This is a genomic window from Roseibium album (assembly GCF_001404515.1).
Classification (GTDB): Bacteria; Pseudomonadota; Alphaproteobacteria; order Rhizobiales; family Stappiaceae; genus Roseibium; species Roseibium album.
In genome coordinates this window covers 616583-629335 of sequence record NZ_CXWE01000004.1, presented here as the reverse complement: position 1 = coordinate 629335, position 12753 = coordinate 616583, and the positions used below count along the sequence as shown (strand labels likewise).

Here is a 12753-nt window from a genome sequence, read left to right as displayed (position 1 = left end):
CAAGAAGCTTCGTACCGTCTTTACCGCATCGCTCCGGCGGCCTGATGCAATGCGTCCAGGAAAGCCTGGCAAACGGGTGATGGATGTCCTTCCTGGCGATAGGAGACACCGACCGGACCTGTTCCGAAAGGCACATTCCAGTCGATGGCCTTCAGACATTCCAGGTCGATATCCTGTGCCGGCACGTGGGCAGGCATGAGGCCGATCAGATTTTGGGACTGCATCAGGGCGCGGTTTGTCAGGTAAGAAACGGATTCAAACACCATTGGCGGAACATAAAGATCCCGTTCGATGAAAAACTGGTCGAGTTGCCGGCGCAAGCTCGTTTCCACCAGCGGCATGATCCAGCCGTAGGGCTTCAGCTGCTCGAAGGAGAGGTCAGGCTGATCGGCAAGCGGGTGATTTGGACCTGTCACTGCCAGGATCCTTTCGTCGTAAAGCTTCTCCTGGACGATCTCACTGCGATGCCGGTGTGTCGGCAGGCGCCCGACGACGAGGTCGATTTCTCCTGATCGCAGCGCCGGCATGAGAATCTCATTGGTTCCTTCGACGACCTTGATGGCTACGTTGGGACGTTCGCGCATAACCTTTTCGATGGCCAGCGGCAGGAGTTGGGGAGAGGCTGCAAGAAGGGTTCCGATGACCACGCGGCCACTGCTTCCCTCGTTCAGGTCATCGAGTTCCTGAGCCGCATTGGAAACCTGAGCGAAAATCAGCTTACCGTGCCGTATCAGGGCTTCACCAAAAGGGGTGGGGACAACACCCCTGTTGGTGCGGTCGAAGAGCTGAACCTCGAAATCGAGTTCGAGATCCTTGATCATCTTCGTGGCGGCAGGCTGCGAAACGTTCAGCTCACGCGCTGCGTTCTGGATGTTTTTGTGTTTGCCGACCGCGACCAGCAGGCGTAGCTGCTTGAGTTTCAGGCGTGTGAGCACACGCTCGACAATTCGGATGTGCCGTGCGGCCATGTCAGTTTCCCAGCGCGCTTTTGCAAAGGTCGAATGAGTCAATTCATACGGGGGTTGACCTAGAAAACCAATCTTCCGGTCTGTTGTTCCAGCGAACTGATCACGCTCATGGCGGCAAGGGCGGCACTTCTGGGGTTGTCGGCCAGGGTATGTCCCGATATCTGGAAGCGAAACTCACCAAACTCTCCCTCGGCGAAAATCTCGTGAACGTTTTGGGAAAGGTTCGGGTCAGCAATCAGCTCGACTTCGGTCCTGTCGAAACCGACACCCGAAAGAGCGACCGCGGCTGCCACATTTGCATTTTTGGGATATTCAATCGCTGCTGCACGGGCCGATCCCTTGAAGTGTGTCCGGGCTTCACCCTGAAGGGCGTTGAGGTCGAGCTTTGTCCCGGCAGGAGATCCCAGCCAGCCTTCGGGCGGTTTGCAGCCGGTATATCGCACGCAATCGAGGCGCCCGACACGAGCTGCCCGCAGACAATCCAGCGCGCCGATGGCGCCACTGGCAAGATGCAGGCAGCTCTCACCTTCCTGTGCAGCCTCTTTCAACGTTCCAGACAGTTTCTCGTCTGCGAGCGCGCCGATCGACACTGTCGTCAAATCACGATGGGAGCGGAGAACCTGCGGGCCGTAGTCGCGCAGTCCGGTATGACCGGCGCAGTCAATGACGTGTTCAATTTCCTCAGGCAATTCATCGACTGAGCCAACAATTTCAAGCAGCTGTCCTTCAGCTGCAACGTCACTTACCCTGTCTGCACGCAAGAGAAGCGCTGCGACGTGATGGCCGCGTGTGGTCAATTGTTGTTTGACAAAATGGGCGATTGCGCCGTTGCCGATCAGGGCGATTTTCATTTGGACCTCGAATTTGATCAAAAAATACCTGCAGAGATCCTCTCATTGATATCCATTCTGGTTATACCGGCATGCGTTCTTTGGATTTGGATTTTGTATGCGGTTTTGCTCCTATCGCGCCGAAGCCTGCCCGTCACCGGGCGCAGAGCGACCAGGATCCCGTTCCATGAAATATTCAAAACACGACGCCAAGGCCTACGCAAAAGAGAACATGCGCGGAATCTGGGCGGCAGCACTAAATCCTTTCAAGGAAGATCTTTCATTTGATGACGCCGGACTACGTTCCAACATTCGCCACTGGATCGACGATCTTGACATTCAGGGGCTGTTCATAGCGGGAAAGCAAGGCGAATTCTTTTCCATGACGCTGGAAGAGCGCAAGCGGAACTTCGAAATTGCCGTGGATGAATGTGGTGGCAAGGCCGGCACGATCATGTCCGTGTCCGATCAGAATCTTGAGACCGTGCTTGAGCTGGCGCAACACGCACAGGACTGTGGTGCCGACTATATCGTTGTTCACGCACCGGTTCTGAGTTTCGTTCATGATCGCGGCGAAGTACTTTACCAGTACTACAAGGCAATCTGCGACAAGGTAGACATCGGTATCGCCATGTGGAGTCACCCGGACTCCGGGTATCTGATGCAGCCGGAGGAGTGTGCGAGGATTGCGGAGCTGCCGAACATTGTCGCCATCAAGTACTCCGTACCGAGAGACATGTATGTCCGGTTGACCGAAATGGTCGGTAACAGGATCCACGTTTCAACGGCCTCGGAGGAGGAATGGCTGGACAATGTCGAGCAGCTTGGATGGAAGCTATATCTGTGTTCCTCGCCGCCGTACCAGCTGCAGACGTGTTTTGACAAACGCATGAACGATTATACGAAGCTGGCCTTCGAGGGCCGTTTTGCGGAAGCCCGCAAGGTTCGTGACAGTCTGGATCCCGTGCGTGATGCCATGAAAATTTCCCGTCCTGCGGACAAGCCCCAGGCATTCGGCAAATACTGGCTGGAGCTGCTCGGACAGGTTGGCGGACGCGTCAGGCGTCCGATGCTGGAATTGAGCGACGCGGAAAAGTCAGCTGTCAAAACCGCGTTCGAGGGCTGCGGTCTCAAGCTCTGAGATTTTCATCAATCACCGAGTGCTCCTGCGAGCACACGAGCCAGCCACAAACCGGGCGACGGTTGGTTCATCATGGTCTCCACGCGTGATTGGGGGATTGACCCCATACTGAGCTGCCCGACGCATACTTAGTTTTCTGACAACGGAAACGCTGTCAGGAGCTAAAAGATGACCAGCAGGCAACTTGATAAGAAGATTACCTTCGCCATGCTCGGTGAAGCGACCGCCCTCATGGCGGAAAGTCCACTTCACAAGGACCGGAGCATCTCCGACATCGGAGGACTGATCCTGCCGCCCCTGATGCTCGGTCAGCTTCGCATCTGGCGCCGCGGCGGGTTGCCCGTCGCGCTGGCGACCTGGGCCTGGCTCGATGAGGCGACCGAAAACGCCGTCCTTCACCAGGACCATCTACCGGATCCCGACCAGTGGAACAGCGGGGAAAACCCGGTTGTCATAGATTTCATCGCACCTTTCGGCGACGGTTTTCAAACCGCCCGTGATCTCAAGCGGTCCATTTTCCCTGACCGCGCCCTGCGGTCGGTCCGGCGCGATGGAAAGGGCCATGTCTTGCGCATTGTCCAACACCCCGGACGCGACCATCTCGGCCGTCCCGTAAAGGCTCGCGCCTACGCGTCGTAATTCATTTTTCTCGATTATAAGGAACATTCGTTATGGGTTCTTCATCCAAAAGCATTCATCAGACCTACAAGCTTTATGGCCTCTACGGCACAAAGGATGCCGGTTCGGGCAACGACAAGCTGTACGGCTATTCGGCAATCAAGAACGATCTGCGCGGCGGGTCAGGGAACGACTTCGTCGGTGGCTGGGCGCCTCTCAATTATCTGCGAGGCGGTTCCGGCAACGATACGGTCAAAGCCTATGGTGCGAAGAATTACCTGTGGGGCGACAGTGGCACGGACAAGCTCTACGGCTATGGCGCTTACAACGCAATGTATGGCGGCACCGGTAATGACACGCTTTACGGCTACGGTGCGAAAAACGTCATGCGCGGCGACAGTGGCTACGACACGCTCTATGGTTACGGTGCCTACAATGACATGGATGGCGGCAGCTACAACGACAAGCTCTACGGCTACGGTGTCACCAATAAGATGAAGGGTGGCTCCGGCCATGACAGCCTCTATGGCTATGGCGCATCCAATTCCATGTATGGCGGAACCGGCAACGATACACTGAAAGGTTATGGTGCCTCGAACGTCATGCGCGGTGATGACGGCGACGACACTCTGGAAGGCCGGGGCGCGTCCAATGTCATGTATGGCGGAGACGACCAGGACACCCTGAAGGGCTATGGCGCGTCGAATGTCATGAATGGCGACAGCGGCAACGACAAATTGTATGGCTATGGTGCTTCCAACGTCATGCGCGGTGGAACCGGTAACGACCATATGGAAGGTCACGGGCTGTCCAATGTCATGTACGGCGACAGCGGCGATGACACCATGGAAGGTCGCGGTGCCTCCAACGTCATGCATGGTGGCACAGGCAACGACACGATGAACGGCCACGGCGCGTCGAATGTCATGAACGGCGACAGCGGCAACGACAAACTGTATGGCTACGGTGCCTCCAACGTCATGCGCGGTGGAACCGGTAACGACCATATGGAAGGTCACGGACTGTCCAATGTCATGTACGGCGACAGCGGCGATGACACCATGGAAGGTCGCGGTGCCTCCAACGTCATGCACGGCGGTACAGGCAACGACACGATGACCGGCATCGGCGCGTCGAATGTCATGTATGGCAATGATGGCGTTGACCGAATGGAAGGCCGAGGCGCATCAAACGTCATGCGTGGTGGCGACGACAATGACGCCATTTACGGCTTTGGAGCAAACAATGTCATTCATGGCGATCACGGCGACGACTTCATCGAAGCCAAGGCCGGCGTAACGACGGCATTTGGCGGCGATGGCAACGACACCATCATGGCCGCCGGTGGGGTCAATGTCCTCAACGGCAACGACGGCAACGACACGATCGAAGCGATCGGTGGTGTCAACGTGGTTCACGGTGATGCGGGTGATGACGACATGCTGGCGTTGGGCGGCGTGAACACCATGTTCGGCGGTTCCGGCGACGACAGAATGAAGGCACTCGGCGTTGCCAACATCCAGTTTGGTGGCGACGGTGAAGACTTGCTGGCCGCCGCCGGAAACGGCAACCTGCAGTTCGGCGATGCCGGTAACGACCAGCTTTATGGGCTTGGTGTGAATGTCGGCCAGTTCGGTGGTGACGGTGAAGACGTGCTTGTCGGTGTCGCCGGGGTCAACCTGCAACATGGCGGTGCAGGCAAGGACAAACTCTTCGCTGTCGGTGGCGCAAACATCCAGATAGGTGGTTCGGACGATGACTTCCTGATGGCTGGTGGTGCCAACAACATCCAGTTCGGTGATCATCTCTGGAGCGCAATCCCGTCCGATCTCGGTTTTGACGACGACGGCAAATTCGCCGACGTGATCGAGAATTTCGACGAACATTTCGAAACCGAGGGTGGTGGTACCAACGTCCTGATTGGTGGTGGCACGAACAACCTGCAGTTTGGCGGTTCGGGCAAGGACTATGCCTTCGGCGCCGGTGGAATGACCACCCAGGTCATGGGCCAGGGCGATGACGTCATGGTCGGCGGCGGTATCGGTGTCGTGCAATATGCAGACGCCGGAAACGATATCCTTATCGGCGGCGGTCAGGGCGTTGCTCAATTCGGCGGCGACGGTTCGGATGTCATGGTGGCGGCGGCCAAGATCGTTGCTCCGCAATACAAGGCTGCTGCTTCCTTTCAATATGGCGGTGCCGGCACAGACGTGATGCTTGGCCTTTCATTTGGCGATGAAGCTGCAGCCACCGTATCCCTTAACAACGACAAGGATAGCGACGGCAACCGCAAGGGCGGCCTGATCAAGGGTGCTCTGCCTGAGGAAATCGTCGTCACCGCGCAGCTTGGTGGGGAAGGCGCAGACCTGATGGTTGCCAGTGGACCCGGCACGATCGTGCACGGGGGTGCCGACGATGATGTTGCGCTGGCTCTCTCCGACACGAATTCGCTCGTGATGGGTGGCGCTGGTGATGACCTGATCCTGAGCAGTTCGGGCTTCGACAAGATGGAAGACGCCCTCGAGATGAAAAGCGAAATCGAAAAGGAAGGGGACGTTGAACTGCTGTCCTTCAGCCTCGGCAACTTCTTCGCCGGGGGATCCGGCTCGGATGTGATCATGGATATCTCGGATTTCACCAAGATCGTTATTCATGATGCACTTACCGACGTGCCCTGGGTTCAAGGGTTCCGTTCCGCGCTGACCGCAACAATCAATGCCGTGGAAGGCATCAGCGCGCCGATTGCCGAACTCATCGACTCCGTGACCGATTTCAGCCCGGAGTTCGGTGCTCCCGGACTTGGATCCTATGAGGTCAAGGCGAACGTGACGCTCGGAGGGCTTGGCGCTGATGTGCTCGGTGGTGATGGGTTCCTCTCAGGCGAGGCTGGAGACGACACGTACACGATCTGGGCGAATGGTGAGGCAACCATTGCCGAGCGTGCAACTGACGGGGTCAAGTCATTCCTGGAGAGTTTCGATGTCGACCTGCCGGTTCTTGATGACATTTCGCAAACACCCGACGGCAACGATGTCATCGAATTGCGAAGCTTGTCACTCGATGCCATGGATCAGGATGCGTTCAACTTCGTAAGATCGGCTGACGCGCTCCATATCGAACTCGACGACAAGACCGTCGCGACGGTTCATGGAATGGATGACGAAACCACCGCGGTCGAATGGCTCAAGGTGGTACAGGGAGCCGACAGTTTCGTCTTCGATCTGAAAGCGATCTACGACGAACCTGATCCCATGGATGATTTCTCGTTTGCAGTCGAGAGCGTGACGGTCGGCATCGACACTCTTGCGTCCGGCGACATCCTGGGCCTCCTGGCCGGTGCGGCAGAAACGCTTGGTGCGTTCGGCTCATCGGAAGCAGATGCCGCCAACGCGGATCTGACTGTCGCACTGGGACATGGCACAGAAGCAGTCGGGACGATAATTCCGGAAACGGACTTCATCTGAGGGTCTTGAAACGCAGTTTTGTTCCGAAATTGCAGCAAACGCTTCGAAAAGGGCAGTCGAAAGACTGCCCTTTTGGTCGTTGATGTTGTTCGGAAAGTATTCTTGAATTCCTAGGCGTCGCTCTCGAGATCGCGCGGCTTGACGAACCGTTCGAGATGGCCTGTCCCCGAGCCGAGTTCAGACCAGTCCGCGATATCGAAGTCTATAACTGCAAGTGCCGCGGTCGGGTATTTTTCCTGAATGTCTTCCATGGCCTCCGGAGCGCCGGTCCCGGCCAGGTCGAGCGCTGTATCCTCGGTCGCCGGATTGTGTCCGACGAGCATCAGATTCTGGGCACGTCCACCGTGTTTGCGAATGAGAGTGCTGTAGCCGTCCTCGCTCTTCCAATAAAGATCCGAGATCAGTTGAATATGCGCTTCCTGCGGCATGCAGGGAAGAAGGAGGGCAAGCGTTTCGCGTGCCCGCTGCGCGGTTGAGCAAAGGACCAGGTTCGGCAAAAGCCTGTTGTCACGGATGTATCGGGCCATCGTGACCGAAGCCGTCTTGCCACGGGAATTCAGAGGCCTGTCGATATCGGCGAGTTGTTGATCGCCCCAGTCGGATTTGGCGTGTCGTAGCAGGAGTAGCCGCATGTCAGGGTTCCGTTTTGTTCACCGTCTCAATAAATGACGGGAACCCGATTAAGCAAATGACAAATTCAGTTTTGCTGCGCAAGCGCCTGTGTGAAGGCCGCCACAGCCGGTCCGATCTCTTCATTCTGGGTCGGGAGCGTGTAGGAGAGCCACAATGTGAAATCCGCCTCTTCACCGGTAAAATACCAAAGCGTTTCGCACAGGCTGGTGGGTGTCCAGTTGCGGGTGCGGAATGATATGCCGGACGCAGCAGCGCCAGTCAGGCTGATCGGCTCGAAGCCGGCAGCTTTGTAGGCGCGCGAGAACTTCAGTGCCTCGCGTCGTCCAGAGGCCTGAAGATGTTGGCGCACAACCGCCGTCATTCCATCACGGCCGGTATAGATACAGCTTGCGACGCTCGAGGCGTCTCCCTCCATAACCTTGATCCGGTAGAACGGCCCAATCAGGTCCGGACAACGCAATCCGGTGAAGTGCCGCAGCCCTTCAACATCACTCTGCCAGCCAGCCTCTTTCTCAGGTGGTACCTGCGCAGACACGGGGAGGGAAGAGGCGCCCATCAGCGGCAGGGCACTGAGGATCCCCCATGCAAGCAGTCTTGCGAGTCGGTTGGCCAATTCGCTCTCCAAGTGGTCATGTACGCTCGCGGCGCGCCATAAATGCCAGGCGTTCGAATAGATGCACGTCCTGCTCATTCTTCAGAAGTGCACCGTGCAGCGGCGGGATCAGTTTGCTGCCATCTTGTTGACGAAGCGTTTCTGCATCTATGTCCTCGTTGAGAAGGAGCTTGATCCAGTCGATCAGTTCAGAAGTCGACGGTTTCTTTTTCAAGCCGGGAACCTCTCGAACATCGAAGAAGAGGCGCAAAGCCTCTGACAGCAGCCGTTTCTTGATGCCCGGGAAATGGACTTCAACGATTTCCTCCATTGTTTCCGTGTCCGGAAACTTGATGAAGTGGAAAAAGCAGCGCCGCAAAAAGGCGTCGGGAAGGTCCTTTTCGTTGTTGGAGGTGATGATCACCACCGGTCGCTGCTTCGCCTTGACGGACTGCCCGGTCTCGTAGACGTGGAATTCCATCCGGTCGAGTTCCAGAAGAAGGTCGTTCGGAAACTCGATATCCGCCTTGTCGATCTCGTCGATCAGAAGTACCGGCTTTTCTGCTGCCTCGAACGCTTCCCAGAGCTTGCCTTTTCGAATGTAGTTGTTGATGTCCTTGACCCGTTCGTCGCCAAGCTGGCTGTCACGCAGGCGCGATACCGCATCATATTCATAAAGGCCCTGCTGCGCTTTGGTCGTGGATTTCACATGCCATTCGATCAGTTCTGCGTCCAACGCGGCGGCTACCTGTTCCGCCAATACGGTCTTGCCGGTGCCCGGTTCACCCTTGACCAGCAGAGGTCGTTCAAGGGCCACAGCGGCATTGACCGCAACACGCAAGTCTTCTGTTGCGATGTAATTTTCAGTTCCTTCAAAGCGCATCTGGCCGTCCGTCGTTCATTCGTTGCGCAAAAACTGGCAGGCCCGGCGTCAGGAAGCAAGCCCGCAATTTACGCGATGCACCATTGGTTCGATCGGAGGGACAGTCTTGCCCATCAAAGGGGAAGTTTTTGCCCGTTCCGTTGAAGGTTGCCGACTGATCAGTTCAGAAAGAGAATCTCAAATTTTCAATAACTATCAGAAAACAAACAACTAAATGGGTGAAACGCAAAACTGGCACGGCCTTTGCGGTGTAGCCGCGATTATGGGCGAAAACCCGACTACGCGCTGCCCGAGCATCAAGAGGACGAAATATGGGTATTTATGGGGCTATCAACTCAGCGGTTTCCGGACTGACTGCGCAGGCTATTGCCTTGGAGAACATCTCCGGCAATGTGGCCAACTCGCAGACAACCGGCTACAAACGTCTGGATACGACGTTCTCCGATCTTGTCTCGGGTGGCGGTGCGACCCAGGGGTCTCAGGTCTCCGGGACAACATTTGCGACTTCCCGTGCCACGAATACCATCCAGGGCGACATCAGTCAGGTCGACGTCGATACCTACATGGCCATCAATGGCGAGGGTTACTTTGTCGTGACCCAGGCAGCCGATGTCGTTGACGGGTCGACGACTTTCGCCGATGAGACTTTTTACACCCGTGCGGGCGATTTCGAGCGCGACGAAAACGGTTATCTCGTGAACAGCGCCGGGTATTACCTGCAGGGCTTTCCTCTGGATCCTGCTACCGGCAACCCGGTCGGTGATAATCCGACGGTAATTCAGATCGAGAACCAGCCGCTTGCCGCTTCGGCAACAGCCGAGATCGACTATCAGGCAAACCTCCCGCGGGTTCCGGATACGAACGATTATGATGATTCAGATCCTGCTACCGCACTCCTTGCCGCTGCCGTTGGAACAGGCAATGTCGCGGTTGCGAACGAGACCGCATTTCTGAACAGCTCGATTTCGGGCGGTTCCGTGACGATCTACAACACCAACGGCACGGCAATGAACGTGGAGGTCCGGTATGCCAAAACGGCAAATGCAGCCGCGGGCCCTCCGGCCGTCAATGATACCTGGACGATGTATGTCGGTTCAGGCGGCGATGCGACGAACGCGTATTTCGACGTAGGGGATCTGGAATTTGACAGCACGGGCGCGCTGACCAACATGACCGCCGGCGTTATCGGAACGGTCAATTCTTCAAGCGACGGATTTGATTTGGCCTCGCTGACGATCAACGGAACCACCGCGACAAATGTCGAAGTTTCTTTCGCGGGCAATTCGCTGACCCAGTATTCCGATCCGGACGGGACCGCAAGTTCGGTTGCGTTGGATCAGGATGGATATCCGGCAGGTGAATTGACCGGCGTTGCAGTGGACCAGTCAGGCCGCGTGATCGCGAGCTACTCAAACAGCCAGCAGCGGGCCGTTTTCGAGATACCTCTGGCGACATTTGAAGCCGAACAGAACCTGAAGAGGGTAGATGGCGCAGCGTTTGCCTCAACGACGTCATCCGGCGAGGCAGACCTTACAGGCGGCGGGCAAATTCTCGCCAAGAACCTGGAACTTTCCAATGCCGACATTGCAGATGAGTTTTCGAAGCTGATCATCACGCAACAGGCTTATTCGGCAAATTCGCGGATTGTCACATCGGCGGACGAGATGCTCGACAGTGCCCTCAACATGGTCCGGTAGTGACACTTTTGCCAGCGGATCATGATCCGCTGGCAAGACCGGCGAGCCCGCGTTCGTTAAAGGAGAACCTGCCATGGGTCTGACAAGCGCCCTGAATACCGCGGTTTTCGGTATTACCTACAACCAGCGGCAGCTGGACGTGACGGCGAACAACATCGCCAATGCGGATACGGTCGGGTACTCGAAGAAATCCATTTCTGCGACGGCATATTTTGACGGGCAGGGAAACGTCGCAGGCCTTACGGCCACGGAAATAAGGCGCGTTGTCGACGAGCAACTTCAGGCCGACTATTTCAGCTCGCTTACCGACACGAACTATGCCAAGCAGATCGCCAATTTCACGGAGCGGCTGGACGGGATATTCGGGACGATCGGCGACAGCAGCAGCCTTTCCTCCCTGATAGGAAACCTTTCTTCCGCGCTGTCGACGCTTATGAATGATCCGGGCAACTACACTGCTCAAAAGGAAGTCATCGCCGCTTCCGAAGCCTTTGCGCGCGAACTCAACAGTGCACACGAGAGGATTACCGATCTCAGGCAGGAGGCTGACGATTCCCTGTCGCTCCAGGCCCAGACCGTGAACAACCTGTTGACGAGCATCGATGATATCGATTCAGCCATTCGGGATGCGACACAGGCGAATATTTCAACCGCCGATATGGAAGACGAACGCGATCGGCTGGTGGAACAGCTTTCCGGCTATCTTGATATTGAGGTTTCGGACGGAACCAACAACACGATTTTCATTCAGACCGCTAATGGCCAGCAATTGTATTCCGATGGTCAGGCGGCAAACATCAGTTTCACGCCGACACATCTGCTTCAGCCCGGGGTGTCCGGTCAGACCGTTCTGGCGACAACGCCGGGCGGCACCACCTACGATCTTATTGCTGCCTCCAGCTCGGGAGCGATGGTGGCAACCGCGGAACTCAGAGACGAGATCCTGGTTGAAGCACAGAAGCAACTCGATACGATCGCTGCCGAGATCTCCCTGGCTTTTTCAAATGTGACAGTGGAGAGCACTGCTGTAACTGCTGGAGCCGACAGCGGGTTCGATCTCGACGTGTCAGGCCTGCAGGCCGGCAACACGATAACGCTGGAATACACTGATACCCTTGGAGTGGCGCAAACAGTCACTCTGATGGCCGTTTCGGATCCCAGCCTTTTACCGCTTGATAACACGGCGACATCTGACCCGAACGATACAGTTTATGGCTTTGATATCTCAAGCGGTTTGCCGGCAACATACATAACCAACATCAATGCGGCTCTCGGCTCTACCGGTCTCCTGGTAAGCAATAACGGGTCAGATGAACTACGGGTGCTCGGCGATTCAGGCGCACCTACGAGCGTTGAAAGCCTTACCGCGAGTGTTACCGTTACAGCTGATTCCGACCAGGGCCTCGGCCTTTCAATCTTTGTGGACCAGCGCGCCGGAACGGAGATCTTTACCGATGCTCTGGAAGACGGTGGTCAAAGGGTGGGGTATGCCGGCGGAATAAGTGTCAATCCAAGCCTTCTTGCCGACAGTGCGTTGCTGGTGAACTACCAGACAACGCCGACTGCCAACACGCCCAATGACCCGGCACGCCCGCAATTCCTGCTCAACGCATTGAACTCCGGCACGGTTCACTTCGATCCGAGCGCAGGGATCGGCAGCACCTCGTCGCCATTTGAGGGAACCGTTATCGATTACGTGAACAATACGATCGCGTTTCAAGGTAACCAGGCGGAAGATGCGAAGACCTATGCGACGGCCAAGGAAACGCTAACGACCAATCTGGCTATTCGATACGAGGAAAGCTACTCGGTGAATCTGGATACCGAACTCGCCTTCATGGTGCAGCTGGAAAACGCTTATGCAGCCAATGCCCGGGTGATGCAGACTATCAAAGAGCTTTTCGATGAACTTCTGAGAATCGTTTAA

The 12753-nt window shown here is 56.4% G+C and carries 10 protein-coding genes; 5 read left to right on the top strand and 5 right to left on the bottom strand.

Annotation, left to right across the window (positions count from 1 at the left end):
• Positions 1-20: 20 nt before the first annotated feature.
• Together LA5095_RS16245 and LA5095_RS16240 are read right to left on the bottom strand one after the other, a co-directional pair.
• Positions 21-968, bottom strand: coding sequence for a LysR substrate-binding domain-containing protein (locus LA5095_RS16245; protein ID WP_055116994.1), 948 nt, complete (start codon positions 966-968; stop codon positions 21-23).
• A gap of 59 nt (positions 969-1027) precedes the next feature.
• Positions 1028-1819, bottom strand: coding sequence for an aspartate dehydrogenase (locus tag LA5095_RS16240; protein ID WP_055116621.1), 792 nt, complete (start codon positions 1817-1819; stop codon positions 1028-1030).
• A gap of 166 nt (positions 1820-1985) precedes the next feature.
• Here LA5095_RS16240 and LA5095_RS16235 point away from each other — a divergent pair, with 166 nt between their 5' ends.
• The 3 genes from LA5095_RS16235 (at position 1986) to LA5095_RS16225 (ending at position 7021) form a co-directional block, all read left to right on the top strand.
• Positions 1986-2939, top strand: coding sequence for a dihydrodipicolinate synthase family protein (locus tag LA5095_RS16235; protein ID WP_055116993.1), 954 nt, complete (start codon positions 1986-1988; stop codon positions 2937-2939).
• A 168-nt stretch (positions 2940-3107) separates the two neighbouring features.
• The gene (locus LA5095_RS16230) at positions 3108-3578 is read left to right on the top strand and encodes a toxin-activating lysine-acyltransferase (RefSeq protein WP_055116619.1); all 471 of its coding nucleotides are present in this window, start codon (positions 3108-3110) and stop codon (positions 3576-3578) included.
• Between the two features lie 32 nt (positions 3579-3610).
• On the top strand, positions 3611-7021 hold the full coding sequence (locus tag LA5095_RS16225) for a calcium-binding protein (protein WP_055116617.1): 3411 nt from the start codon (positions 3611-3613) through the stop codon (positions 7019-7021).
• Positions 7022-7131: 110 nt separating this feature from the next.
• Here the strand turns inward: LA5095_RS16225 and LA5095_RS16220 are convergent, their stop codons facing one another.
• From LA5095_RS16220 to LA5095_RS16210, 3 genes are all read right to left on the bottom strand, one after another.
• A complete protein-coding gene (locus tag LA5095_RS16220) occupies positions 7132-7653 on the bottom strand; it encodes a SixA phosphatase family protein (RefSeq protein ID WP_055116612.1) in 522 nt (173 codons plus the stop codon).
• A gap of 65 nt (positions 7654-7718) precedes the next feature.
• Positions 7719-8267: a hypothetical protein gene (locus LA5095_RS16215; protein WP_208992718.1), complete on the bottom strand. Its 549-nt coding sequence runs from the start codon at positions 8265-8267 to the stop codon at positions 7719-7721.
• Positions 8268-8283: 16 nt separating this feature from the next.
• On the bottom strand, positions 8284-9129 hold the full coding sequence (locus tag LA5095_RS16210) for an AAA family ATPase (protein WP_055116610.1): 846 nt from the start codon (positions 9127-9129) through the stop codon (positions 8284-8286).
• 311 nt (positions 9130-9440) lie between these two features.
• Between LA5095_RS16210 and LA5095_RS16200 the strand changes: the two genes are divergently transcribed.
• Both LA5095_RS16200 and flgK read left to right on the top strand, forming a co-directional pair.
• Positions 9441-10826: a flagellar hook protein FlgE gene (locus tag LA5095_RS16200; RefSeq protein ID WP_055116606.1), complete on the top strand. Its 1386-nt coding sequence runs from the start codon at positions 9441-9443 to the stop codon at positions 10824-10826.
• Positions 10827-10899: 73 nt separating this feature from the next.
• A complete protein-coding gene (gene flgK / locus LA5095_RS16195) occupies positions 10900-12753 on the top strand; it encodes a flagellar hook-associated protein FlgK (protein WP_055116605.1) in 1854 nt (617 codons plus the stop codon).

Excerpts from the sequence above, each read along its gene's own strand:
- LA5095_RS16245 (WP_055116994.1), bottom strand. The coding sequence starts at position 968 with ATGGCCGCACGGCACATCCGAATTGTCGAGCGTGTGCTCACACGCCTG.
- LA5095_RS16240 (WP_055116621.1), bottom strand. The coding sequence starts at position 1,819 with ATGAAAATCGCCCTGATCGGCAACGGCGCAATCGCCCATTTTGTCAAA.
- LA5095_RS16235 (WP_055116993.1), top strand. The coding sequence starts at position 1,986 with ATGAAATATTCAAAACACGACGCCAAGGCCTACGCAAAAGAGAACATG.
- LA5095_RS16230 (WP_055116619.1), top strand. The coding sequence starts at position 3,108 with ATGACCAGCAGGCAACTTGATAAGAAGATTACCTTCGCCATGCTCGGT.
- LA5095_RS16225 (WP_055116617.1), top strand. The coding sequence starts at position 3,611 with ATGGGTTCTTCATCCAAAAGCATTCATCAGACCTACAAGCTTTATGGC.
- LA5095_RS16220 (WP_055116612.1), bottom strand. The coding sequence starts at position 7,653 with ATGCGGCTACTCCTGCTACGACACGCCAAATCCGACTGGGGCGATCAA.
- LA5095_RS16210 (WP_055116610.1), bottom strand. The coding sequence starts at position 9,129 with ATGCGCTTTGAAGGAACTGAAAATTACATCGCAACAGAAGACTTGCGT.
- LA5095_RS16200 (WP_055116606.1), top strand. The coding sequence starts at position 9,441 with ATGGGTATTTATGGGGCTATCAACTCAGCGGTTTCCGGACTGACTGCG.
- flgK (WP_055116605.1), top strand. The coding sequence starts at position 10,900 with ATGGGTCTGACAAGCGCCCTGAATACCGCGGTTTTCGGTATTACCTAC.